The sequence below is a fragment of the Endozoicomonas gorgoniicola genome (assembly GCF_025562715.2).
GTDB lineage: Bacteria > Pseudomonadota > Gammaproteobacteria > Pseudomonadales > Endozoicomonadaceae > Endozoicomonas_A > Endozoicomonas_A gorgoniicola.
Map to the genome: position 1 here is coordinate 2505914 of NZ_JAPFCC010000001.1, position 26910 is coordinate 2532823.

Sequence of the window (26910 nt, forward strand, 5' to 3'; positions counted from 1 at the left end):
GCAACAGGCGTTTATCGCCAATAATAACTACTGCAAAAAATACGTAAACAACACTGAAAAGTCGAGTTAAAAAGCGTAATTCTTCGTAAGCTCAGGCGTTTCACTCCGCAGAGCTGCACAACCTGGGAGAGCTGCATTTTCACAGTAACTATCAACTGAAAAAGTTTTCTACCCCCTGAAGTCCTGGTTCGCAACTTCAGGGTCATCCAGAAAATTCAGCCTAACGATATTCGATTTTTGCTGCACCTTTACCCAGCCACTGACGAAGATTGAGAACCAGATCATCACTTGGACTAACATTCCACTTTTCACCCAGAACCAGGCTGGCAGACGCATCTTCACGGCTATAGTCAATCTGTACCGGCAAACGACCCGGATGCTGCTGCAACAGACCGGAAAGGCGCTGATTAAAACCACGATCCATCTGCCCGGCGCTCAGTTGCAAAACAATCTGACGCGCATAATGGCTACGGGCATCCACAATATTCAGTATTTTTCTGGTTCTCACCTTCAGGCTGCCGGAATAGTCATCGTGAGTGACTTCGCCTTCGACCACAATCACAGCGTCCATCTTGAGCAATTCATGAAACTGCTCAAAGACATCGGCAAAAATAGACACCTCTATTCGACCAGTACGATCATCCAGGGTGATAAAGCACATCTTGTCGCCACGCTTGTTCTTCATGACCCGCATGGCCACGACCAAACCGGCAATATTCTGAGTATCCCCACGGGCTGGCTGCAGGTCTTTTATCCGGTTACGGATAAAGTGCTTTATTTCATGCTCGTATTCATCAATCGGGTGACCGGTCAGGTACAGCCCAAGGGTATCCTTTTCACCACTCAGGCGACTCTTGTCAGTCCACTCAGACACGGACTGATAACTGTCGTACACATTCTCTTCACCGGCTGGCACTAATGCACCAAACAAGTCGCTATGACCGGAATCAAAACTCTTTGCCGCCTGATCAGCCGCCTTAATCGCCTCCGCCTGACTGGCTTCCAGTACAGCCCGGTTAAAATTCAGCGCTTTTTTCGTTCCGGGTTTTGGCCCCATCAGGTCCAGAGCACCAGAGCGAATCAGCGCCTCCAGCACACGCTTGTTAATACGTTTGGCGTCTGTACGCTCACAAAAATCGAACAGGTCTTTAAAGTCACCGCCTTCTTGCCGTGCTTCAACAATGGCTTCAATCGGGCCTTCACCAACCCCCTTGATCGCACCCAGCCCATAGACAATATGCCCGTCGTCGTTAACGCCAAACATATATTCACCACTATTCACGTTCGGCGGCAGAACGGTCAGCCCTATATCTCGACACTCTTCTATAAAGGTCACGACCTTGTCGGTGTTCTGCATATCAGAACTCATGACCGCCGCCATAAATTCTGCAGGGTAATGAGCCTTCAGCCACAGGGTCTGATAGGACACCAGCGCATAAGCCGCCGAGTGGGATTTGTTAAAACCATAACCGGCGAATTTCTCCACCAGGTCGAAGATTTTCATGGCCAGCTCACCATCAACCCCCTGCTGAATCGCCCCTTCCTCGAAGATGGAACGCTGCTTGGCCATCTCTTCCGGCTTTTTCTTACCCATCGCCCGGCGCAACATGTCTGCACCACCGAGGGTATAACCTGCCAGTACCTGGGCGATCTGCATCACCTGCTCCTGATAGAGAATAATGCCGTAGGTGGGCTGCAGAATCGGTTGCAGCGATTCGTGCTGGTACTGGGCATCGGGGAACGACAACTCTTCACGACCATGCTTACGGTTAATGAAGTTATCCACCATGCCCGACTGCAAAGGCCCGGGGCGGAACAGCGCCACCAGTGCAATAATATCTTCGAAACAGTCAGGCAGAAGTCGTTTAATCAGATCCTTCATACCACGGGATTCAAGCTGGAATACTGCGGTGGTTTCAGCGCGCTTGAGCATATCGTAGGAAGTCTTGTCTTCCAGATCGATTTGCATAATATCCAGCGGCTCTTCACCCCGTTGCTGACGACGGGGGTTAATCATTTTCAGCGCCCAGTCGATGATGGTCAGGGTTCGCAGCCCCAGAAAGTCGAACTTGACCAGACCTGCTGATTCCACATCGTTCTTGTCGAACTGGGTCACTACACCCTGACCGTGTTCGTCACAATACAGGGGGGCAAAGTCAGTCAGTTTGGTCGGCGCGATAACCACACCACCCGCGTGTTTACCTACGTTCCGGGTAACACCCTCCAGCTTCAGCGCCATCTCCCAGATTTCCCGGGCCTGCTCATCCCCCTCCAGAAAGTCACGTAGCATGCCTTCCTGCTCAAAGGCCTTGTTCAGGGTCATGCCGACTTCAAAGGGAATCAGCTTGGACAGTTTGTCAGCCAGACCAAAGGACTTGCCCTGAACCCTTGCCACATCACGCACTACCGCCTTGGCAGCCATGGTACCAAAGGTAATGATCTGGGAAACCGCATTGCGCCCGTAGGTCCGGGCAACGTAATCAATCACCTTGTCTCGTCCGTCCATGCAGAAGTCGACGTCAAAGTCAGGCATGGAAACACGTTCCGGGTTCAGAAACCGTTCGAACAGCAGATCATACTGAATCGGATCAAGGTCGGTAATTTTCTGAGCATAAGCCACCAGGGAGCCGGCACCGGAACCCCGCCCGGGGCCTACCGGAATACCGTTTTTCTTGGACCACTGGATAAAGTCCATTACGATCAGGAAGTAGCCGGGAAAACCCATCTGCAGAATAATGTCCAGCTCAAAATCGAGACGATCCCGGTAAATTTTTTCTTTTTCTGTGTACTCCGGGTCATCCGGTTGCAAAATAAACCGAAGTCGCTCGGTCAGGCCATCATGGGAAAACTTGCGAAAGTATTCATCCATGGTCATGCCTTCCGGCACTGGAAACTCCGGCAGGAAGTATTCACCCAGATGTACATAAACCGAACAGCGCCGGGCTATTTCGACGGTATTCTCAATAGCTTCAGGAATGTCCGAGAACAGCTCAATCATCTCGTCTTCCGACTTGAGATACTGCTCCTCACTGTACCGTTTTATACGACGAGGATCGTCCAGCGTCATACTCTCGCCAATGCACACCCTGGACTCGTGAGCCTCAAACTCTTCACGGGTCAGAAACATGACATCATTGGTCGCGACTACCGGACAGCCCAGTTTGGCTGCCAGCGCCACTGAACCGTGTACACACTCCTCATCACCCGTTCGATTGGTTCGGTGCAGCTCCAGGTAATAGCGATCCGGAAACACGTCCATCCATTCCCGGGTCAACTGTTCCGCCAGAGGCAGATTACCGTTGACAATCGCCTGTCCCACATCACCGTCTTTAGCTCCAGACAGGGCAATCAACCCCTCAGACTTCTCCCTGATCCACTCGCGTTTGACGATAGCCCTGCCATGCACCTGGTTCTCAAGAAAGGACTGGGAAATCAGCTCGGTCAGGTTGCGATAACCATTTTCATTCATAGACAGCAGCACCATCCGAACCGGTTCCAGATCCGGATCACTGTGGGAAACCCACAGATCTGCGCCACTGATGGGCTTAAGACCCGCTCCCTGAGTACCGCTATAAAACTTCACCAGCGAGTACAGATTCGACTGATCCGTAACCGCTATGGCAGGAAAACCTGCTTCCGAAACCGCCTTGATCAAAGGCTTGACCCGGACTAATCCATCACTCAGGGAAAATTCGGTATGCAATCTCAGGTGTATAAAACGTGCGGACATGGGGGTAGGAAACCAAAAACCGTAAAACAACAGTTTAACAGCTCTGCCGGACTGTTCTCCAGTCCTGTAAAAGCACGAGAAACAGCATCATCAAACGAATTCAGGGAAGACTGAGAACGGCACGACTGCGAAAAAATTCGGGGACAAAAAAAACGTGCTACATTTGATTATCAGATTTTTCTTGTTCCGCATAACATAGCATAACCACTAAGGTCTGCTATGATCCGTTATCGTCTACTTGATAAAAAAGCCTACTGCTGCCAACTGACTAAAACAGCCAACTCCGCGTTAGTCTTAATGGCTTTACCTGAAATAAAAAACTGTCATTCGAAATGGTCAGGTAAATCAATTATTCAGTATCAATCTGTTAAGTATAAGGTTTTACTATGACATATCGGGCAGTCCAATTTATCTTACTTAGCTTTCTGTCCCTGTTTTCACTGTCGGGGTTTGCATTACCAGTATCCCCCCCAGTGCCACCACTACCTGAACAGTGTAAATCCCTGTACTTCACAAGTTATGATGACCACTTACGGCACGCTTGTATATATTTCTATCAGGATGAAAAATACAAGAACTACAAACCTCATGTTATATATAGCGTTGACAAATTTTCTTCGAAAGTAACCCACATACTCAAAGATAAAGCCAACAGTAGTTCTGTATTCTTTCTTGTTAACCCCTCATATCAATTGGAAGCTCCACTGTTTATTGATAATGCCAATGTCGCCTTTGTATCAACAAACAGCATGGGTCCCCCAGCCAATATTATTTTTCTTCAACCCCCTACTATGAAGCAAGAACAAACAGGGACATTCTTCAGATACGATGTGCCTGGTGGAGAGCTGCTGTTCCATAGTGTCAGCTTTAGCGACGATTACAGTGGACGGCAGCTCATAACCCATGAAGAACTCTACCCTTTTTTTACCAGCGTGATTGACATCAAATCAGCAAAAAGCGTTAAGGCAATCGACCTGAGTGTCACCGCTGTACATCATCAACGGGCTGTCAGCCTGGACTGCGGCGACCAAGAGGAACCTATAACCTCTATCAACATCGTAAACTCCCGGTTTACAATTCCTGCTAAAAACGCCTACGGTCTCAGCTTTCATTGCACACATAAAGAGCATACATTCAAAGTTCAGTATGCTTTTTCATACATATTCCTGAACACCAGCGAGCTGCTGATTCAGAACCATATGCATCTCGACCCTCTTAACACAAACGGCACTCTGACAAACCCTACCACACCTGAACCGACTGCAGGCACTATGATCCCCGAAATCCCCGAAGCGGACATAGGCATATTTGTCGATGTCACAGGAAACATTGACTTTAATGACAGCGTCTGTAATGACATACAATACACTGACAGCCACGGTATTGTTGGTGTAAGATCTGCCGTTCGCGAGCAGGTTTTGTATGTAGCCAAACCAGAAACATTCAGCGGCAGTCTGTCGACGGTTCTTGCGGGTACAAAGCAGGGCAACAATTACAGTCCTGAACAAAAAAGCTTTGAGATGGAGCACCTATGCCCAATGTATTTTAACGAAGCCATTAAGAACCAACTTCATTATTACCAGCCCGGGCAAGATTCTCCGGTCATGAGTCAGACTATCTATTCAGATTACACTCACAGCCTGCAAGAACAAATTGAATATTATAAAAATGGCTTTATCACAACAACTTCAATCGCTGCTGCGGAATTGGCGGCATTAGTCGGTATTGCCATTAAATTTCGTAAACCAATAATTGCAGCTATCGTCGCTGCCAAAAACCATTTGCTTTATAAAAGAAGTGAAATCCCTCTTGTACAAGAGTCAAAGACTGAGGAATGACGAATCAACAAATGCTACCAACTCAAGCCTGAAACCTCAGGCGAGAGTTGGAGTATTTTCCCTTGCATCCCTTACTGGCTTAAATGAACGACGATGTATAGGCGTCGCTCCCAGTTTTTTCAGTGCTTCCAGATGCACTTTCGTGGGATAACCTTTATGTCCGCCAATACCATAGCCGGGATACTGTTTTTCCATCTCCGCCATCTCACGATCCCTTGCTACTTTGGCAAGGATGGAAGCAGCGCTAATTTCCGGCACTTTCCCGTCACCCTTGATAACCGCTTCAGCACGACAGGAAAGAGACGGACAACGGTTACCATCAATCAATGCAAGATCAGGTTTTACACTTAAGCCAGCAACAGCCCTCTGCATGGCCAGCATGGTGGCATGAAGAATATTTAGCTCATCAATTTCTTCCACATCCGCCCTGGCAATGCACCAGGCTAGGAGCCTGACCGAGAATAGGATTTATCTGATATAATAGCGTTCAAAACGCAGCCCTGATGAAGCCTGATGTCGCCACCACCAAAATTCAAGGATAGCCCTGTTGAGTTCGACCAGCACCTGCTGTTTCCAACCAACATCTTTGATCTTCTTCCCAAAGATCATGACTGCTACATCTATGAGACCATCTTCCAGAACATTGATACCTCGGAAGTTGAAAAGCAGTACCATCACCTTGGACAGCATGCCTACCCACCCAAGCTGATCGTAGGTATCCTGATCTACGCCTACAGTCATGGTGTATTCAGCTCCCGTGAAATAGAAAAACGGTGTCGGCAGGACTTGGCATTCATGTACATCTCTCAGATGAATTGCCCAAACTTTCGGGTCCTGGGGGACTTCCGCAAAAACAACCTGTCGTTTTTTCATGACTGTTTCAAACAGTCCGTCAAGCTGGCGATGGAGCTGAAACTGGCATCGCTTGGGCATATCAGCCTGGATGGTTCGAAATTCAAAGCCAACAGTTCAAAGCATAAGGCCATGAGCTACGGCCGGCTTAAAGCCAAAGAGGCAGAACTCAGCGCTGAGGTTGATGAACTGATCAAAAAAGCCAGCCAGTGCGATCAGGAAGAAGACGACGCCTACAAAGAAACCAATGGCTACAGTATTCCTGAAGACCTCCTGTTTAAAGAAGAACGGCTGAAGAAAATTAAGGCTGCTAAAAAAGCACTGGAAGAGCGTGAGAAAGCCCTCAATCCGGACGAGCCAATAGACGACAAGAAACAGATTAGCTTTGCAGACCATGATGCCCGGATGATGAGCAAGAAGGGGTACTGCGAATACAGCTACAATGCTCAAATTAATGTAGATGCGGATCACCAGATCATTGTCGGCCAACACATCAGTCAACGCGCCAACGACGTACAGGAAGTAGAGCCTGCTCTTCAGGCTTTGTCAGAATCTACCGATGGCGCGGCTGTGGATAAATGGAGTATGGACAACGGCTATTTTTCAGGGCCAAATCTGCACACCTTGGATAAACATGGAATAGACGGTTATATCGCTACTGACAAGGAAGAAAAACCGGCTGTTACGGACCTTGAAAATACTGATCGAAAATTTGTCAAAGCGGATTTTACATACAATATTGAAGCTGACGTCTTCATCTGTCCGGCTGGGGAAAAATTGGTTACCAATCCAGCCAGTAAAGCTAAGAGGAAAGGCTACCGGGCAAACAAGGAAGTATGCCGAGAGTGCGCTTACCGCTCCAGATGCAGTGGCTCCAAGAAAAGTGCAGGCAAGGTAATTCGCACAGACAAGTTTGAAACTGCACGACAAGCCATGAATAAAAAAATGGAAACAAGCGAAGCGAAAGCGGTATACGAACGTCGCAAAGTAATAGCGGAACCGCCGTTTGGTCAGATAAAAAACTCTGGATTCAGGAGTTTCAGTCTGCGCGGGAAAGAGAAAGTGGAAGCAGAGTTTTCACTGGTATGCACAGTGCATAATTTCAAAAAAATTGTGAAGAAAGCTTTAACGGGGTCACTCCGTCTTGAGGATTTAAAAAAGGTTGAAAAAGCGGCATAAAGGTAAAGAAAAGCTGTAAATTGGCAAAAATGAGCAAATCAACCTCAAAAAGTGGTTGTTTTTTGCTCATTTTGAATTTTGCGAAACCTTTAGGAGGACTGCCTAAGCTATTCTCGGTCAGGCTCCTAGAGCCTTTTCCCTGATTTCATCAAACAGGGCATCACGCTTTTTCTCAGACAGCTTCTTGGAATCGTTCAGCCCTTCAATCGGTCTGGCAGGATCAAGGATGACCGCTGCCGTCACAACAGGCCCGCATAACGGTCCCCGTCCCACTTCATCAACGCCGCAAACCAACTGTCCCGCGACTTCAGGCTGCGCAAACAGATCCAGCTCAACCTGACAATTTTCACTAACTGACTCTTTATTACCTGACATCGTATTTCCCAATCACAGACTGAATGGCTTGCCAGGCCAAAACACTGGCATCACGCTTCAGGGTTCGGTGGATATCGGCAAAATTACCGGTCACTTCCTGACGCCAGGGCTCATCCTGCAACGCCTTCAGCATGGCCTTCGTAAGATTTTCCACCGTTGCCTCATCCTGCAACAGTTCGGGCACCATCGGTTTGTCGCTTAACAGGTTGGGCAGTCCGACATGCTTCACTTTCACCAGCCGGCTTAAAATCGCAAAGCTCAGTTTTGCCATACGATAACTGATCACCATGGGGCGTTTGTGCAGAGCGGCTTCCAGTGAAGCGGTACCCGAAGCAATCAGAATCGCGTCTGACGCCGCCATCACCTCTGAGGCACGGCCATCGGTCAGCACAATATCCAGATCGGGGTAACCTTCCAAAACCGGCAACAACTGCTGCTTTCGACGTTCGTTCGCTGCAGGAATCAGAAATCGAATGGATGGAATCTGTTGGCGAACCTGACGGGCAGTCTCCAGAAATAAGTCTGACAGGCGAGCCACTTCCGCCTTACGACTGCCCGGCAAAATGGCCATCACCGGCCCGTCGCCGGCAATGTTCAATGATTGACGGGCCAGGGTCTGATCAGGCTCCATTGCCACCTGATCCGCCAGCGGATGCCCAACAAAAGTGACTGGCACATCATGCCCCTGATAATACTCCGCCTCAAATGGCAGCAGACAGAGCATATGATCCACGGAACGGCGTATCTTTTTCAGCCGCCCTTCACGCCAGGCCCAGACTTGCGGACTGACATAATGCACCGTGGGAATGCCATTACTTTTCAGATGACGCTCAAGCGCCAGGTTGAAATCCGGCGCATCAATGCCAATAAAGACATCCGGACGATCCTGCAGAAAGGTTTCCCGCAAGCGTTTGCGAATACCCAACAGCTCACGCAAACGCCCGAGTACTTCAACCAGCCCCATGACCGAAAGTCGCTCCATGGGAAACAGGCTTTCAAAACCTTCGGCGATCATCCCGGGACCACCAATACCGTAGCAACGTGCGTCCGGATGATGACGTTTAATTTCCCGAACCAGAGCTGCACCCAAAAGGTCGCCCGATGCTTCACCCGCCACCATGGCAAAAGTCAGAGGTTTTGACATTCGCTATCCTTTTCTAACTGCACAGTAGCTATCCACAGTAACTATCCACAGTAACTATCAACAGTAACTATCGGGTGATGCCACGGGTAGAGGCTTTCAGTGAATCAATCAGAAGCTGCACTTCATGACAGCCTGGCATGGATTCCAGCCGGTCAAGGGCTTCAGCGGTTCGCAGCCCCTGACGGTAAATAATCTTGTAGCTATTACGCAATGTGCGGATCAGTTCGGAGCTATAGCCACGGCGACGCATCCCTTCAAAGTTCATCCCGTGAGGTTTAGCCGGATTACCACCGACCATAACAAAGGCAGGCACATCTTTAAAAATTGCTGCCTGCGCAGCACTCATGCTGTAGGCACCAATATGACAGAACTGATGAACCGTCGTAAAACCGCCGAGAATAACACCATCACCGACTTTTACATGACCCGCCAGTGTCGCATTATTAGCCATGATAATGTTATCGCTCAGCATACAGTCATGGGCGATATGAACATAAGCCATCAGCAGATTATTGCTACCAATGCGGGTCAGGCTCTGATCCTGAATCGTGCCACGATGAATGGTACAGCCCTCACGAATAACATTATTGTCACCGATCTCCAGACGCGTCGGCTCACCGGCAAACTTCTTGTCCTGACAGTCCTCACCCACACTGGAAAACTGGAATATCTGGTTATTACGGCCAATCTGTGCAGGCCCCTTGATAACAACATTGGAGTGGACAATGGTTCCTTCACCAATTTCTACACCGGGTCCAATCAGGGTCCAGGGGCCAATTTTTACGCCTGCACCAATTCGGGCAGTCGGATCAACAATAGCCGCAGGATGAATAACGGCGGTAGGGTGTACTGCCAGCTGATCATCGGCAGTAGCACAACTGGAAAGGTCGCTGGAATGGGAATCAGCCAAGACTAAAGTTCCTTTCTTGCACAGGTTACATCAGCAGAGCAGACTATCTTACCATCAACCGAAGCTGCACAGGAAAATTTCCAGATTTCACGCTTCATGGCTATAAATTCAGCTTTCAGCCTGACCTGATCACCGGGGGTCACTGGCTGGCGAAAGCGCACTTTATCGGCACCGGCGAAATAATAAATCTTATGGTCATCGACGTCTTTAGCTCTCATCTGGTGACCGAGTATGCCGGCAGCCTGAGCCATTGACTCGATCAGCAACACCCCGGGCATAATCGGATGTTCCGGAAAGTGACCGTTAAACTGAGGCTCATTGACTGAAATGTTCTTGATACACTCAATCACATTCTTTTCAAGATCTACTTCCAGCACCCGATCGACCAACAGAAATGGGTAGCGATGGGGTAAAATTTTCCTGATTTCCTCGATCGAGATCATGTAATGTCGACTCAACTGTTAAATTGAAAAAGGTCACACAGCAAAGCGCGCGCACAGCAAATAACCAAACAGTCATTTATTTACACAAAAAGGCTGGAAATTCCAGCCTCTCTGTAAAAAATCACGGTTAATCCGAGTAGTTAAACCGTAGCTAGTGTTTTTCAAGCAGCCTGATTCGCCTGGCTATATCGTCCAGCTTGCGAAACCTGACCGCATTGCGTCGCCACTCTCCCGCTTCCATCAGCCCCGTACCCGAAGCATAGGCACCGGGCCTGGTCACCGACTTGGTCACCATGGCCATACCGCCAAGGTGTACATTATCCGCAATAGTTATGTGACCAGCCAGACCGGCAGCACCCGCTATGGTACAGTTTTTACCAATGACAGTACTGCCAGAGATGCCAACATTGGCCGCGATCGCTGTATTTTCGCCAATCACCACATTGTGGGCTATCTGGATAAGGTTATCCAATCTGGCACCGCTTTTGATAACAGTGTCTCCCAGAGCCCCTCTGTCAATGCAGGTGCATGAGCCGATCTCGACATCATCACCAATGACCACTCCGCCTATCTGGGCAATTTTGTGCCATTGACCATTGGCATGAGCATTACCAAAACCGTCCGCCCCGATCACCGCATTGGCATGAATGATGGTTCGCTGTCCAATAAACACACCATGGCAAACTGTAACATTGCGACCAATATGAGCGTCTTTGCTGATAACGGAGTCGTGTCCGATCACTGCCCCAGCGTCTATACGAACACCGGCTTCAATCACCGCACAGGCTTCAATCACCACATTTTCGCCAATAGCCGCCGTTTCATGCACCTGCGCACCTGAACTGACCACTGCGGATTCAGCAATACCGACAGGCTGGCCCTTATCGGTTTCAAACAGGTGCGACGCCTGCGCATAGCCGAGATACGGATTATCCAGAACCAGCGCATTACCGGCGTATGTTTCTGCCGACGCCGGTGACAGGATGACGGCCGCAGCCCTGCAGGTTTCCAGATAGCGGGAATACGCTGGATTAGCCAGAAACGCCAGTTCGGACTCACTGGCTTCCTGCAATGTATTGAGACCTGTAACCACTTTGCCGGCATCACCCTTCAAACTGGCTCCAAGTCTGTCTGCCAGTTCAGCCAGAGTGTAGGAATAAGACTGCTTCATCGAATTACTTCATCTTGTTCAGACGTTCAATGACCTGACGGGTAATGTCGTAATCGGGTTTAACATAACGAACAGCGCCACGCTCAATAACCATGTCGTATTTCTGTTCTTTGGAGACTTCTTCAATAGCCTTTTCCAGCTTCGGACGCAGCTGGCTCAATTCCTGCTGGTCTGCCTGGTTTTTGTCCATACGCAGCTGACGGTCCTGCATCTGCAGATCTTCATACTTACGACGCATTTCAAGCTGTTTAGCCTCAACCTGGGTCTGGGACAGGGTCGGGGCGTTTCTCTCAAGGTCAGCTTCCATTTTCTGCAATTCTTCCTGCAGAGACTGAATCAGCTTGATACGAGGCGCAAACTTCTTTTCAGACTCTTTCGAGTAACGCTTGGAAGCATCAGATTCCAGCACCGCCATCTCTGAATCAATAACCGCAATTTTCATGTCCGCAGCTTGAACTGCGGGTACCAGCATGACCAGAGCCAATAGTGCCAATCCAATCTGTTTCAAACTCATTCTCCTGATAATTCCTGAAACAATATACATGCTTATGCCTGACCAATGCTCAGGTATTCCCTGAGGCGACCAATACCCTGATGCCTGAAAACGGTTTAAGGTAAGCTCCATTAAGGCTCTGAGCATAAGCAGAATTAAGACAAACGGTTATTATAATGAAAAGACGCTAGAACGCATCAATTTATCAACCGTATATTTGCAACTCATTGAAAAATTATAAAAAACTGTCTCAGGACAAAAAACTTCACACCCAGCAGCATGGCAGAATCATAGCCCAGAAACGAACCAGGGGCTATTTTAGCCCCTGAATTTCCGCAATTTATAGCCAATAGAATGAATAGCGATTAGAACGGTGCACCAAGAGAGAACTGGAACACCTGCTTTTCATCTTTACCCTTCGGATTGAGCGCCTTGGCCAGACTGAATGTCAACGGCCCCAACGGGGTTATCCAGGTAAGACCGACACCGGCACTGTAGCGTAGCTGATCGAAAGAGGGCTTGTAGCAGTCCACGATATCCGGATTTGCCTTGCCGTCAGAGGTACCACAACTACTGTTGTAAACATTACCAAAGTCGAGAAACAGGCTGGTTCTAAGTGAACGCTGATCTTTTACGAATGGCAGTGGGAACAGAATCTCTGCAGTACCCTCAAAAATGAAGTCACCACCGATAGAGTTAAAGCTGTTACCCTTGTACTCCTTAGCCTTTGGTCCAAGTGTATTGTCCTTGTAACCCCGGACAGAACCAAACCCTCCGCCGTAATAGTGCTCGAAGAATGGAATAGTATTCGTCTTGCCGTAACCACCAATATAACCGAGACGACCCGCAAAGCGTGCAGTCAGGCTCTTGGTGAGAGGCTGGAAGTACTGCGCACGGTAATTCAGCTTATAAAAAGTGACGGACGAGCCGGGAACCGTTACCTGTAAAGAAGCGCTCTGCGAGTAGCCTCTTGTTGGCAGCAAGCCCCGGTTAAGCTCAGATTCAGACCAGCCCAGTGAGGCTTTCACATTGGTAAACTGCTTACCTTCATTTTTGATGTATTCACGAATATATTTGGGTGTATCTTTACCGGTTGTAATCTTGGTGCCTTCTACGCCCGCACTGAAGTTGATCGACTCTGTCTCAGAAATCGGATAACCGAATCGCACATCACCACCCCAGGTGTCTGCGGCATAGCTGGAAATATCCGAATCCTTATAATCGTATTTGCGGTAGTTCAAACCAAAGCCACGGCTGACACCATCCACAGTGTAATAAGGATCGGTAAAGCTGAAGTTATAAAGCTGACTCACATCACTCTTGTTCAGACCGATCGACACGTTATTACCAGTCCCCAGGAAGTTACTTTGACTGATAGAACCACCCAACAACAGACCATCGGACTGAGAGTAACCCACACTGGCAGTAATACTGCCTGAGGGCTGCTCTTCAACGGTATAGTTCACATCAATCTGGTCGCTGCTTCCCGGCACCGGTGGGGTTTCTACATCTACCTGACGGAAAAAGCCCAGACGCTCCAGTCGTACTTTGGACTGCTCAATATTTTCAGTATTGGCAGACGCACCTTCCATCTGACGCATCTCGCGGCGCAGTACTTCATCTTCAGTTTTGGTATTACCGGAGAAGTTAATTCGACGAACATAAGCACGACGACCGGGGTCAACAAAGAATGTCAGGTCTACCGTTTTGTTTTCATGGTTCGGTGTTGGAATACCCGACACATTGGCAAACGTATAACCTTCGTTACCCAGCCGGCGACTGAGGATTTCTTCCGTAGTGGTAATGATGCGACGGGAGAACGTCTGCTCTGGCTTGGCCAGTACCAGATTACGCGCTTCTTCTTCATCAATGATCAGGTCGCCGGACAGGTTGACTTCATTGATTGTGTACTTTTCACCCTCGTCAATGTTAACGGTAATAAATACACTTTGCTTGTCAGGGCTGATAGAAACCTGTGTAGACCGGATATTGAAGTTGATATAGCCGCGATCCAGATAGTATGAACGCAGGCGTTCCAGGTCACCGGAGAGTTTCTCCCGGGAATACTTGTCACTGGAACCAAAGAAAGAAAACATACCAGTCTCTTTCAGTTCAAACAGATCCTGCACTTCCTCCTGAGGGAACACCGTGTTACCAACGACATTAATATGCCGGATGGTAGCAACCTTTCCTTCCTTGACGTTAATCGTCAACTTCACACGATTGCGGGGCAAAGCCTCAACATCGGCGGAAATTCTGGCCCCGTAGCGCCCCTGCGAAACGTACTGTCGCTCCAGCTCAAGACGAATGGCTTCCAGCGTGGCCTGCTGGAAAATCTCACCCTCAGACAGACCCGAGGAACTCAACCCCTTCATCAGGTCCTCGGTTTTGATCGCCTTATTCCCTTCAATCTTGATTTGACTGATGGAAGGTCGCTCAACCACAGAGACAACCAGAACATCACCATCGCGCCCCATCTGGATATCATTGAAATACCCCGTTCGGAACAGTGACCTGGCCGCTTCGGCAACCTGTGGGGACTCTACATCGTCTCCCACTTCAATAGGCAGTGAATTAAAAACCGTACCTGCTGACACCCTTTGCAGGCCATCGATTCGAATATCAGACACAACAAATGCGTTGGCGCCTGACGCGTAGGCCATCGAGCCAATCAGCAAAGACAACAATGATCGCTTCATGGAATCCGTTCTTTGTCCGTGTTCGTTTTTACCATAAAAGTCACTTTCCAATTCGAGAAGCGATGAAAACATGACTTTCTTCGCTCATGGCTATTAACCAATGATCAGGTGTTATCAAATAGCACCCGATCTGCATCAAAACAGCCGGCTCAGATCGTTATACAGAGCCAGCATCATAATGCCGACTACAAAGGTTACACCAATTTTCAGACCGAGCATCTGTACTCGCTCCGAAACCGGTTTACCCCGAACCAGCTCAACCAGATAAAACAACAGGTGTCCACCATCAAGCACCGGAATAGGCAACAGGTTCAGGACACCCAGGCTGACACTCAACATCGACAGGAAATAGAGAAAGTTTTCCAGTCCGGATTGCAGCGATGCGCCAGCAACTTTAGCAATGGTTATCGGACCACTCAAGTTTTTAACCGAAACCAGCCCCACGACCATTTTCCACAACGACTCGACCGTCATACTGGTCAGCGTCCATGTACTGTCCAAAGCCCTGGGTAGAGCAGCAACAGGATTGTACTGAAGTTTGCGCACCATCTCATCCGGCCAGCCTACCTGCTGAACACCTGCCCCAATATAACCAGACGGCTTACCATCCAGCTCTCTGACACCCGGCGTCAGCGCCAGTTCAAGAGTCTGACCGTCACGTTCCAGCTCAACCTGAAGTTCCTTACCCGGATTGGCCCTGATCATATGAACCCAGCTCAACCAGTCCTGAACCGGTTGCCCATTTGTGGCAACAATACGGTCTCCCGTTTCCAGCCCGGCAGCCTGAGCAGCTCCATCCGGTGTCAGCTCTCCCAGCACGGTAGGAACAAGCGGTGTGTAGGGCTCTATGCCTAACTCCCTGAGCGGATCAGCAATGCCTTCACCACTGTCATCGACAAGCCAGTTGGAGATGGCAACGTTTTTTTCCCGAACAGCGGCGGATGACAGCTGTCCCGGCGTGCCTGCCCGTGTACCAACAGACAGGTCGCGAGTATCACCAATAGACGATAGCAACTCCATATTAATCTGTTGCCAGCCAGGGGTTTCCTCACCATCAATACTAACAATTTCATCCCCCGGAACAACACCAGCAACCGCCGCCGGGCTGTCTGGCAACACATTGCCAACCTGGGGAACAATGGTACGAATACCAGCCATATACATCAGCCAGAGAGCGGCAACAGCCAGAATAAAATTGGCAATCGGCCCGGCCGCCACAATAGCGATGCGTGACAGTACCGGCTTGGCATTAAAAGACTCATGTCGCTCATGCTCTGCAACCGGCCCTTCCCGCTCATCCAGCATTTTGACGTAGCCGCCCAAAGGTATCAGAGCAATCACATATTCAGTACCCAGCTTATCAGTCCAGGTCCAGAGGGGTTTACCAAAACCCACCGAAAAGCGCAGCACCCTGACACCGCACTTACGTGCCACCCAAAAGTGGCCAAACTCATGAACGCTGACCAGTATACCCAGCGTAATGACAAAAGCAGCCAGCGTTTGTAAAGACCCAAAAATCATAGATCGCTTATTGCCTCCCGGCTGCTTCCTGCAAATTCATAGTAATCATCATTATCATTATTCCAGCCTTCAGAAGGCTGGACGCTATTCTCACCGTTTCAAATAATCAGGCACTTTCCTGCCAGTGGACAATATGCTTTTGAGCCAGTTTACGAGCCTGACGGTCAGCATCCAGAACCTGTTCAATATCACCGGCATTATGTACCTGCAATGCCTGCAGTGTTGCATCAATCACTTCCGGAATGCGGTCAAATCGCAGATTCATACCCAGAAACGCATCCACCGCCTCCTCATTGGCAGCATTTAGCATAGCTGCTGCGGTACCACCAGCAGAAGCCGCCTCCTGCGCCAGCTTCAGACAACGAAAACGCTGCATACAGGGATCGTAGAAATCGAGACGCCCAACATCTGCCAGAGAGAGCGGCCTGACCCCGGAAGCAATACGGTCAGGCCAGGCCAGAGCATGGGCAATCGGCGTACGCATATCCGGATTTCCCATCTGCGCCAGCATGGAACCGTCTTTGTAATCCACCAGAGAGTGGATAATACTCTGCGGATGAATCACAACATCCACCTGGTCTGGCGTCGCACCAAACAGCCAACAGGCCTCAATGTACTCCAGCCCCTTGTTCATCATGGTGGCGGAATCTACAGAAATCTTTCGACCCATGCTCCAGTTCGGATGAGCACAGGCCTGCTCAGGCGTAATACCAGCAAAGGTATCCAGCGGGGTATCCCTGAACGGACCACCGGAAGCGGTTAACAGGATACGCTCTACACCGACCTGCTCCAGACCATCCTGATAATTGCGCGGCATGCACTGGAAGATAGCATTATGTTCGCTGTCAATGGGAAGCAGGATTGCTCCTGACTCCCTGACCGAATCCATAAACAGCGCACCCGTCATCACCAGCGCCTCTTTGTTTGCCAGCAACACTTTTTTACCGGCCTTGACAGCGGCAAGAGTAGGCAGCAATCCCGCAGCCCCGACAATAGCCGCCATGACCACATCAACAGCACTGTCTGCCGCCACCTGAGCAACAGACAACGATCCGGACAGCACCTCAGTCGCCAGCTGTTCCTGCTTAACCAGCTTTCGCAGCTCTTCAGCCGCCTGCGGATCAGCCATAACGGCATATTCCGGTAAAAACTGACGAACCTGATCAAGCATGACCCGGTAGTTTCTGCCCGCGGCCAGCGAACGTACCCGATAACGGTCAGCGTTGCGGGCAATTACATCCAGCGTACTTTTACCAATCGACCCCGTCGATCCCAGTACACAGATCTGCTGAATATCTTCACCGAACATCAAGTCCGGCCGCCTGGAATTACCATGTCCCGTAACCATTTCTTAACCTCCACTACTCAGCAGCGCAAGCGTAAAAACAGGCACTGCAGCAGTCAGACTGTCAATACGGTCAAGAATGCCACCATGCCCCGGCAACAGGTTGCTACTGTCTTTTATGCCCCGCTCCCGCTTGAGCAGACTTTCAAACAGATCACCCAGAACCGAAACAATACCGACCACAACGGTCAGAAGCAGCAACCCCATTCCTCTGGCAAAAGTAAACTCAAAGTACAACCCGACACAGGCAGCCACCAGCAACGCCAGCAGCAATCCGCCCACCAGGCCTTCCAGTGTCTTCTTGGGACTGACATTGACTGCCAGCTTGTGCTTTCCCAGCGCACGACCGGCAAAATAAGCACCCACATCAGCAGCCCAGACCAGGAAGAAGACAAACAGTATCGCCATACCATCATGATCATAATGCTTAAGCTGAACCAGGGCATACCAGGCCGGCACAAGGGTCAAAACGCCCATAAACAGACGCAGAACTTTACTTTGACAGCACCGCGCCGTCTCCGGATAACCTTTAACCAGCACCAGGGCAACTACCCACCAGGCTGCACCGGCACCCAGCACCAGCCAATGCGGCAAAGGAGACACCAGCCAGCAGATTAACCCGGTCAGCAGGGAAAACAACACCCGTTGAACCGACTGTTCAAACCCGGCAAGATTAGCCCATTCCCAGGCAGCCAGCATGATAACAAGTGCTGTCAGAACAGAAAAAACTGCAGGGGAAAGAAAGATAACACCGGCAAGGGCCAGAGGAGCCAGTACCAGCGCAGTCAGAATTCTTTGTTTTAACACGTAGCCTCAGCCTCCACCTGCTCACTGGTTTTGCCGAAACGTCGCTGTCGGCCTACATAATCCAGGAGCGCACGATAAAACTCTGCCCGGTCAAAATCCGGCCACAGAGTATCGGTAAAATAAAACTCGCTGTAGGCACACTGCCATAGCATAAAGTTACTGATTCGCTGCTCTCCACTGGTGCGAATCATCAGGTCCGGGGCTGGCAAATCGGCGGTACTCAGGTGTGATTCAATCATCTCCTGAGTCACCTCATCAGCCTGCAGCTCACCCCGCTGAACCCTTAGCGCCACTTTCTGAGTAGCCTGGGTGATATCCCACATACCGCCATAATTCGCAGCGATGACCAGCGTTACTTTATGCTCATCCGCTGTCAGGGCTTCAGCCTCACGAATGTGGCGCTGTATATCAGCACTGAAACCTGAGACATCTCCGATGACTTTGAGACGGATATTATTGCGTTTCAGGCGACGGGTTTCCCGTCTCAGGGCGCGGAGAAACAGCTCCATAAGACCATTGACTTCTTTGCGGGGGCGATTCCAGTTTTCGCTGCTGAACGCGAACAGCGTTAGTACTTCTACCCCATATTCACTACAGGCCTCAACAATATTACGTACTGCTGACACTCCGGCGCGATGTCCCGCCAGACCGGGCAGTCGTCGTCTTTTTGCCCAGCGGTTGTTGCCATCCAGAATAATGGCAATATGTCGTGGCAGCTTATCTTTGGGAATTCCCTCTACACTGCCGGTTTCCATTTGCGGTGTCATTGCCATGAAGTCTTTGCTGATCTGAAAAGTTGAAGAGAAACAACAGGTTTAAGAAAACCTTGCAGGAGCCAGCCCAAAAAAGCAAGCTCCCACAAAGGCAACGGATGTGATCAGACTTCCATCAGATCGCTTTCTTTGGCAGCCAGTGCCTTGTCAACTTCAGCCACAAAGCTGTCGGTGATCTTCTGCACATCATCAGCTGCACGACGCTCCTCGTCTTCACTGATCTCTTTTTCCTTCTCCAGCTCTTTGAAGTCGGACAGAGCATCACGGCGGATGTTACGAATGGCGATCTTGGCATTTTCAGCTTCAGCACGCGCCTGACGCACATAACCCTTGCGGGTCTCCTCAGTCAGTGGTGGCAGAGGAATACGGATCACCTCACCAGCCGTTGAAGGGTTCAGACCCAGGTCAGACTTGATGATGGCTTTTTCAATGTCTGGCACCATGGACTTCTCCCAGACACGTACTGCCAGGGTGCGGGCATCTTCAGCAGAGATGTTCGCCATCTGACCCAGGGGCGTCTCGGAACCGTAATAGGATACCTTGATGCCATCGAGCAGACTTGGGTGCGCACGCCCCGTGCGTATTTTGTTAAACGCAACCGTCAGGGAATCCAGAGATTTCCCCATACGCTCTTTAGCGTCGTCTTTAATTTCATTAATCATTGTTGACCCCCTGAAACAAGTGTTCCTTCATTACTACCTACTACAACACTCAGCAATGCGCCGGGCTTGTTCATGTTGAATACACGCAAGGGCATATTCTGGTCACGGACCAGGCAGATGGCTGTCAGATCCATTACACCAAGCTTGCGGTCCAGCACCTCATCGTAAGACAGGTGGTCAAACTTGACTGCATCGGCATGTTTAACAGGGTCTTTGTCGTATACGCCGTCGACCTTGGTGGCTTTCAGAACAGCGTCAACATCGACTTCAATGCCGCGAAGGCAGGCAGCAGAATCAGTGGTAAAGAAAGGATTGCCGGTACCGGCGGAGAATATAACGACATCACCTTCACTGAGGTGACGCATTGCACGACGATGATCGTAGTGTTCAACGACACCACTCATCGGGATAGAAGACATAACCCGGGTATTGATATTGGAACGCTCAAGGGCATCACGCATGGCCAGAGCATTCATTACCGTAGCCAGCATACCCATGTGGTCGCCAGTGACGCGATCCAGCCCCGCAGCACTGAGTTCTGCACCCCGGAACAGGTTACCGCCACCGATAACGATACCAACCTGTACACCGATACCAACCAGTTGGCCAATTTCCAGGGCCATGCGATCCAGGACACCCGGATCTATGCCGAAATCATTGGAACCCTGCAGCGCTTCACCGCTGAGCTTGAGAAGAATGCGCTTGTATTTCGGTTGTCGATCATTTACCGGCATGTTCAGCTTCCGTATCAAAGATAGGCGGATAATAACATCCGGCATCCCTGCTGTCAGATAGTCTACTGTCAGAAATACCGGATGCTGGATCAGAAACCCTCTGATCATAGAGATCACAAAGGGCTTCCGGCTGGAAGCTTTCAGCCTTGTCACCTGAAGCCTTCAAGCACCTGGCCACCTACAGTCTGCGCCACAAACAATATGACTCAGCATGTTAGTCACCATCAGCTTCCAGCCTGGCAAGGCCGGAATCAACTGCAACGCAATGCAACAGATTCCGGCTTACTGCAGAAAAATTAAGCGCCTGCAGCCGCTGCAGCCACTTCAGCAGCGAAATCCACTTCTTCTTTCTCGATACCTTCACCCACTTCGAAACGAACGAAGCTGGAGATAGTCGCGCCGGCTTTCTTAGCCAGAGCGCCTACTTTCATGTCAGGATCTTTAACGAAAGGCTGCTCAACCAGGCTGCTCTCGGACAGGAACTTGTTGATACGACCAACAATCATCTTCTCGATGATTTCAGCTGGCTTGCCAGACTGCTCAGCCTGAGCCTTGAAGATTTCCTTCTCTTTCTCTACCAGCTCAGCCGGCATATCTTCCTTGTTAACCACCTGAGGGCTAACAGCAGCAACGTGCATAGCCACGTCACGAGCCAGCTCAGCGTCACCACCTTCCTGGCTAACCAGTACAGCGATACGGCTGTTGCCGTGAACGTAAGAACCCACAATACCGCCTTCTACTACAACGGCACGACGAACGCTGATGTTTTCACCGATTTTCTGAACCAGAGCCAGACGAGCCGCTTCCAGTTCACCTTCCATCAGTGCGGCAACGTCAGTTTCCTTACGTTCAAACGCAACGTCAGTGACCTTCTGAACGAATGCAACAAAGCCTTCATCACGGGCAACGAAGTCAGTTTCACTGTTCACTTCAACGATGATGCCGTAAGAAGCGTCTTCAGCCACTTTGGTCATCACGATGCCTTCAGCAGCGGTACGGCCCGCCTTCTTGGCCGCTTTAGCCTGGCCAGACTTGCGCATCTCTTCGATGGCTTTCTCGATGTCGCCACCAGCCTCTTTCAGAGCGCGCTTGCACTCCATCATACCCAGACCAGTGCGCTCACGCAGTTCCTTAACCAGTGCTGCAGAAATTGCTGCCATGGTGGATTCCTCTCGCAAATGTTCAATGTCACTCCTGAGAATGCTGATGAAGTGTCGTGCTTGCAACGCCTCTTATTTCGGCATTTCAGGATAGATAATGGTTACTTGTAATCTGAAAAAGGGGGCATCTGGCCCCCTTTTTCTAACACCTGGAAGATTAAGCTTCCGCGGCGTCGTCAGCCTTGGTTTCAGCTTCCGCTTCAACTTCAACTTCTACAAATTCGCTTTCAGCGCCAGTGCTGGCAGCAGCGCGAGCATCCATGATGACGTCAGCAGCTGCTTTAACGTACAACTGGATAGCACGGATAGCGTCATCGTTACCCGGGATAACGAAGTCTACGCCTTCCGGGCTGGAGTTGGTATCGACGATACCGATGACAGGAATACCCAGCTTGTTGGCTTCCTGAATAGCGATGCGCTCGTGCTCAACGTCGATAACGAACAGCGCGTCTGGCAGGCCGCCCATTTCCTTGATACCACCCAGGGAGCGATCCAGCTTCTCCAGGTCGCGACGACGCATCAGAGCTTCTTTTTTGGTCAGCTTCTCGAAGGTGCCGTCCTGAGACTGAGCTTCCAGGTCACGCAGACGACGTACAGACTGACGGATAGTCTTGTAGTTAGTCAGCATACCACCCAGCCAGCGGTGAGCAACGAATGGCTGACCAGCGCGGGCAGCTTCTTCGCGGATGATCTTGCCCGCAGCACGCTTGGTGCCTACGAACATAACCTTGTTCTTGCCTGAAGCCAGCTTACGGATGAACTCCATAGCTTCGGTGAACGCAGGCATGGTGTGCTCAAGGTTGATGATATGAATCTTGTTGCGAGCACCGAAGATGAATTTGTTCATCTTTGGGTTCCAGAAACGAGTCTGGTGACCGAAGTGCACGCCCGCCTTGAGCATGTCACGCATGGTAACGTTATGGGCTTGCGCCATTTTATTTCTCCTGATACAGGGTTATGCCTCCACGCACCCCATGAGTTCGACCCCTGGCAGGTTTGATCTTTCAAAGAACCATCAAACCTTTGGGCACCCTGAGTCATGTGACGGTGCATGTGAGTTCTGTAAATAGTTTAAAAAGCTTCGATTCGGGGAAGCCAATAACAGGCCGGAATGGCTTGCAGACAGACCCCATTTAACGAAGACGGCGATTTATACCACAAAAAAAAACGAACGAAAACCTTTCAGCTGGCTTTCACCGCCAGAGTCAGGACATTTCCTGATCTGGAGGTTTTACAACTGAATTTGAAACACTACAGTATCGGAGAGTACCGGAGAGGCTTAACAGGTGCAGTTTGAAAAGTGATGACAACGCCAGTTAGAAAAGTAGCCCAACTCCGCATGAATATCACGCACAACTTCTGTTAGAATCGCTCTATTACCACCCAATCATCCGACCCAACGGCTGACAGCCAGTTTATTTCTATGAACGTAATTATTAAAACCCCTGAAGATATCGAAGGCATGCGTATTGCTGGACGCCTGGCAGCACAAGTGCTGGAAATGATTACCCCCCATGTCAAGGCAGGCATCACAACCGATGAGCTGGACCGCCTGTGCCACGATTATATCGTTAATGAGCAAAATGCCATTCCAGCCCCTCTGAACTATGGTGCAGCGCCCGGCCGTCCGGGCTTTCCGAAGTCTATCTGCACATCCATCAACCATGTGGTCTGCCACGGTATTCCCGGCGAGAAGAAGCTGAAGAAAGGTGATGTCATGAACATCGACGTCACTGTTATCAAAGACGGCTATCACGGCGACACCAGCAAAATGTTCATTATTGGCGAAACCCAGCCTTTCAATGAGCGTCTCGTACAGGTCACCCAGGAGTGTCTCTACAAGGCCATTGACCAGGTACGCCCGGGCATCCGACTGAGCGACATTGGTCGTATTATCGAGGAGCATGCCCACGCCAACCACTTTACTGTGGTAGAAGAGTACTGCGGTCACGGTATTGGCAGAGGCTTCCACGAAGACCCGCAGGTGCTGCATTACAACGGCTACAACGAAAACAACGACTGCATCCTGCGCGAAGGCATGACCTTCACCATCGAGCCAATGATCAATGCTGGCAAGAAAAACACCAAATTACTGGGTGACGGCTGGACAGCGGTCACCAAAGACCGTCGTCCTTCTGCCCAGTGGGAACACACCCTGCTGGTCACCGCCGATGGTGTTGAGGTACTGACCCGGCGTCCAGAAGAAACATTCTGACCGCCAGCCAGGAGCCTGACGGCGAGCAGGCTTCTGGCTGCTCCGACGAAAAGGAATAGAATACAATAACAGCGACCAGCCACCAGGTTTCACCATGATAACGACCAGCCTACAGGTTCCCCAGTCACTCAGAACCGAGCTGTTCAATCGCAGCCAGTTTCGTGCCGACATCACGCTGTCCAACAGCGCCATCCCTGCCTACAAAAAAGCCATCAGAACTGCCCGTGAACGGCTGGACCAGTGGTTCAGGGAAGAGATAAGTATTGAAACACTGGTCGACGCCCAAACCTGGTTTATGGATGAAATTCTAACGGTCGCCTGGGAACATCTGGACTGGAGCAATGGCTGCGACATTGCCTTACTGGCTGTAGGCGGGTATGGGCGGCGAGAGCTGCACCCGGGCTCTGACATCGACATTCTGCTGCTTCTGTCAGATAACACTTACAGCACCCACAAAGAAAATATCGAACGTTTTCTCACCCTGCTGTGGGATATCGGCCTGAAAGTAGGCTCCAGTGTTCGCTCTGTTGATGAGTGCGCCGTGCAGGCGGAGAATGACCTCACGATTATGACCAACCTGCTGGAAGCCCGGCTGTTATCCGGCCCCGAGGCACTGTCAGACAGATTACACGAGCGCATCAGCCCCGAACACATGTGGCCAAGCAAAGATTACCTGCAGGCAAAGTTTGAAGAACAACGGGAACGACACCGCAAATACGATGACTCTGAATACAAGCTGGAGCCCAATATCAAAAGCTCCCCCGGAGGCATCCGCGATATCCATATGCTGGGCTGGGTTACCCGACGTCACTTTGGTACACACGACCTGAAAGAACTGGTGGACATCGGCTTTCTCAGCCACAACGAACACCAGCAGCTGCAGCGCTGCAAAGCCTTCCTGTGGAGAGTCCGCTGGGGACTGCACCTCACCTCTGGCCGCTGCGAAGATCGCCTGTTGTTCGACCATCAGCGCACCCTCGCGAACCTGTTCGGTTACCACGACCATAACGACTCTCTGGCTGTCGAACAGTTTATGCAGAGTTACTTCCGTACCGTACTGATTGTTGGTCAACTGAAAGACCTGCTGCTGCAACATTTTGACGACGCTATCCTGAACGCCGACCTGCCACAGGTCATTACACCCATCAATGAGCGGTTTCAGGTTCGTAACCAGTACATCGAAACCACCAGCGCGACGGTATTCAGCGACTACCCGCCCGCCATGCTGGAAATGTTTGTCCTGATGACCAGGGATGCCAACATACACGGCCCTACCGCTGAAACCATTCGCCTGCTCAGGGAACACCGACACCTGGTTGACAACGAGTTTCGCAAAGACCCACGCTGTGCCAAACAGTTTATCAAGCTGCTACAGGCACCCTACGCCCTGACTGCCAACCTCCGGCGCATGGCAAGGTATGGCATTCTCGGGCGCTATCTGCCAGAGTTCGGCCGCATTATCGGACAGATGCAGTTTGACCTGTTTCATTCCTATACCGTTGATGCACACACACTGCTGCTGATCAAACATCTGCGCAGTTTCACCTACAAGGAAAATGAGCAGCGCTATCCCGTTGCCTCTCAGCTGATCCGAGCCATCAAAAACCCTGAACTGCTCTACATTGCCGCCATTTACCACGATATCGGCAAAGGCCGTGGTGGCAACCATTCGCAGCTGGGTGCTGTCGATGCCGAGCGGTTCTGTCGTCGCCACGGTTTAAAACCTAACGACACCCGCCTTGTTGTCTGGCTGGTCAGAGAACACCTGACACTGTCTACCACCGCACAAAAGCAGGATCTGTCCGACCCTCAGGTAATTCAGGACTTTGCCCGGAAAATGGGTTCTGTTAACTACCTGAACTTTCTTTACCTGTTAACGGTAGCCGATATCAATGCCACCAATTCGGAGCTCTGGAACGGCTGGCGCTCTTCACTCCTGGAACAGCTTTATCGTCGCACACGGCGCATGCTGGAAGGCGATATGAGCAGCCTGACGGATGAACAAGACCGGGTTGCAGCCGTTAAGGAACGCGCCCTGAAGAGACTGGCTGATAAAGCGCTGGATCAGCAAACCATCACCCGGCTCTGGTCAGCACTGGGAATTGAGTACTTTACCCGGCATAACTCCCGGGAAATTGCATGGCACACAGAAAACATCCTGAACCATGACAACAGCAAACCTCTGGTGATTGTTCAGGAGACCGATATTGACCAGCAGGATCTTGGCGGGTCACGGGTATTTATCTATACACCGGATCAGCCTAACCTGTTTGCGGCTGCCGTAGCGGCACTGGATCAGCTCCACCTGAGCATTCAGGACGCCAGAATCATTACCTCGTCGGATAACTACAGCATGGATACCTTTACGGTACTGGAAGACGATGGACGTGCGATTGGACACAACCCGAAACGCATACTGCAAATCAAACGTCACCTGCAGTTAATTCTGGAGAATACCGACGATTTCCCGGATCTGATCAGCCGCCGGACGCCCAGAAAACTGCGCCATTTTGCCCGAAAGCCGGAAGTGCTGATCAGCAACATTCCCGACATCCGCCGTACCCTGCTGGAAATAAAAGCGACCGACCGCCCCGGGCTGCTGGCCAAGATAGGCCGTACCTTCATGTCGCTTAACCTGCAGGTGCACAATGCCAAAATTGCCACCTTCGGTGAAAAGGTTGAAGACCGCTTTTACATTACCGACAACCAGAAACAACCCGTCAATGATCCCGAATTTGCAAAAACCATTTGCAAAACCCTGGAGGAAACACTGCAGAGAGCCAGTCAGCAAGACCTGATCCGGTCTCGCTGACCGCTAACGACTCTTTTTTAACTGAGTTTTCTTTTTAACTGAGAGCG

19 protein-coding genes and 2 pseudogenes are annotated in these 26910 nt (G+C 50.5%); 4 read left to right on the top strand and 17 right to left on the bottom strand.

Translation table 11 applies throughout. From position 1 onward, the window contains the following. Positions 1–220: 220 nt before the first annotated feature. Positions 221–3730, bottom strand: a complete 3510-nt coding sequence (dnaE, locus tag NX722_RS11455; protein ID WP_262568088.1) for a DNA polymerase III subunit alpha — start codon at positions 3728–3730, stop codon at positions 221–223. Positions 3731–4116: 386 nt separating this feature from the next. On the opposite strand from dnaE, the gene NX722_RS11460 reads away from it, so the two are divergent. Further along, entirely contained in the window at positions 4117–5568 is a 1452-nt protein-coding gene (locus NX722_RS11460; protein ID WP_262568089.1) for a hypothetical protein, read from the top strand. A 36-nt stretch (positions 5569–5604) separates the two neighbouring features. Here the strand turns inward: NX722_RS11460 and NX722_RS11465 are convergent. Beyond that, a pseudogene (locus NX722_RS11465) lies at positions 5605–6021 on the bottom strand (ribonuclease HII); the annotation flags it as partial. 60 nt (positions 6022–6081) lie between these two features. Here NX722_RS11465 and NX722_RS11470 point away from each other — a divergent pair. Further along, complete coding sequence (locus NX722_RS11470; RefSeq protein WP_262563985.1) at positions 6082–7599, top strand: IS1182 family transposase; 1518 nt, start codon at positions 6082–6084, stop codon at positions 7597–7599. A gap of 126 nt (positions 7600–7725) precedes the next feature. Here the strand turns inward: NX722_RS11470 and NX722_RS11475 are convergent. The 15 genes and pseudogenes from NX722_RS11475 to rpsB all read right to left on the bottom strand — a co-directional run. After that, positions 7726–7974, bottom strand: a pseudogene (locus NX722_RS11475) (ribonuclease HII); the annotation flags it as partial. Next, the gene (lpxB, locus tag NX722_RS11480) at positions 7964–9118 is read right to left on the bottom strand and encodes a lipid-A-disaccharide synthase (protein WP_262568090.1); all 1155 of its coding nucleotides are present in this window, start codon (positions 9116–9118) and stop codon (positions 7964–7966) included. The pseudogene NX722_RS11475 and the gene lpxB, both read right to left, overlap by 11 nt. Positions 9119–9185: 67 nt before the next feature. Continuing rightward, the gene (gene lpxA, locus NX722_RS11485) at positions 9186–9974 is read right to left on the bottom strand and encodes an acyl-ACP--UDP-N-acetylglucosamine O-acyltransferase (RefSeq protein WP_262568649.1); all 789 of its coding nucleotides are present in this window, start codon (positions 9972–9974) and stop codon (positions 9186–9188) included. A gap of 56 nt (positions 9975–10030) precedes the next feature. Then, positions 10031–10471, bottom strand: coding sequence for a 3-hydroxyacyl-ACP dehydratase FabZ (gene fabZ / locus NX722_RS11490; RefSeq protein WP_262568091.1), 441 nt, complete (start codon positions 10469–10471; stop codon positions 10031–10033). A gap of 151 nt (positions 10472–10622) precedes the next feature. Continuing rightward, the gene (gene lpxD / locus NX722_RS11495) at positions 10623–11642 is read right to left on the bottom strand and encodes a UDP-3-O-(3-hydroxymyristoyl)glucosamine N-acyltransferase (RefSeq protein ID WP_262568092.1); all 1020 of its coding nucleotides are present in this window, start codon (positions 11640–11642) and stop codon (positions 10623–10625) included. Positions 11643–11646: 4 nt separating this feature from the next. After that, positions 11647–12156 carry an OmpH family outer membrane protein gene (locus tag NX722_RS11500; protein ID WP_262568093.1) on the bottom strand — a complete coding sequence of 170 codons (510 nt, stop codon included), beginning with the start codon at positions 12154–12156 and terminating at the stop codon, positions 11647–11649. 344 nt (positions 12157–12500) lie between these two features. Then, positions 12501–14834 (bottom strand): outer membrane protein assembly factor BamA, encoded by a 2334-nt coding sequence (bamA, locus tag NX722_RS11505; RefSeq protein ID WP_262568650.1) that lies wholly within the window; start codon positions 14832–14834, stop codon positions 12501–12503. A 135-nt stretch (positions 14835–14969) separates the two neighbouring features. Continuing rightward, positions 14970–16355 (bottom strand): sigma E protease regulator RseP, encoded by a 1386-nt coding sequence (gene rseP, locus NX722_RS11510; protein WP_262568094.1) that lies wholly within the window; start codon positions 16353–16355, stop codon positions 14970–14972. Between the two features lie 106 nt (positions 16356–16461). After that, positions 16462–17703, bottom strand: a complete 1242-nt coding sequence (ispC, locus tag NX722_RS11515; RefSeq protein WP_262568095.1) for a 1-deoxy-D-xylulose-5-phosphate reductoisomerase — start codon at positions 17701–17703, stop codon at positions 16462–16464. Positions 17704–17706: 3 nt separating this feature from the next. Then, the gene (locus NX722_RS11520) at positions 17707–18507 is read right to left on the bottom strand and encodes a phosphatidate cytidylyltransferase (protein ID WP_262568096.1); all 801 of its coding nucleotides are present in this window, start codon (positions 18505–18507) and stop codon (positions 17707–17709) included. Further along, positions 18501–19280 (bottom strand): polyprenyl diphosphate synthase, encoded by a 780-nt coding sequence (locus tag NX722_RS11525; protein WP_262568097.1) that lies wholly within the window; start codon positions 19278–19280, stop codon positions 18501–18503. Before NX722_RS11525 ends, NX722_RS11520 begins: the two co-directional genes overlap by 7 nt. 104 nt (positions 19281–19384) lie before the next feature. Beyond that, a complete protein-coding gene (frr, locus tag NX722_RS11530; RefSeq protein ID WP_262568098.1) occupies positions 19385–19942 on the bottom strand; it encodes a ribosome recycling factor in 558 nt (185 codons plus the stop codon). Then, complete coding sequence (gene pyrH, locus NX722_RS11535) at positions 19939–20676, bottom strand: UMP kinase (protein ID WP_262568651.1); 738 nt, start codon at positions 20674–20676, stop codon at positions 19939–19941. The genes frr and pyrH overlap by 4 nt, the downstream gene beginning before the upstream one ends. Positions 20677–20972: 296 nt before the next feature. Next, positions 20973–21836 carry a translation elongation factor Ts gene (gene tsf, locus NX722_RS11540; RefSeq protein WP_262568099.1) on the bottom strand — a complete coding sequence of 288 codons (864 nt, stop codon included), beginning with the start codon at positions 21834–21836 and terminating at the stop codon, positions 20973–20975. Between the two features lie 157 nt (positions 21837–21993). After that, positions 21994–22770, bottom strand: a complete 777-nt coding sequence (gene rpsB / locus NX722_RS11545) for a 30S ribosomal protein S2 (RefSeq protein WP_262568100.1) — start codon at positions 22768–22770, stop codon at positions 21994–21996. Between the two features lie 483 nt (positions 22771–23253). Between rpsB and map the strand changes: the two genes are divergently transcribed. Together map and glnD are read left to right on the top strand one after the other, a co-directional pair. Further along, positions 23254–24051, top strand: a complete 798-nt coding sequence (map, locus tag NX722_RS11550; RefSeq protein WP_262568652.1) for a type I methionyl aminopeptidase — start codon at positions 23254–23256, stop codon at positions 24049–24051. 94 nt (positions 24052–24145) lie between these two features. Beyond that, positions 24146–26863, top strand: coding sequence for a [protein-PII] uridylyltransferase (gene glnD, locus NX722_RS11555; protein ID WP_262568101.1), 2718 nt, complete (start codon positions 24146–24148; stop codon positions 26861–26863). Positions 26864–26910 lie beyond the last annotated feature (47 nt).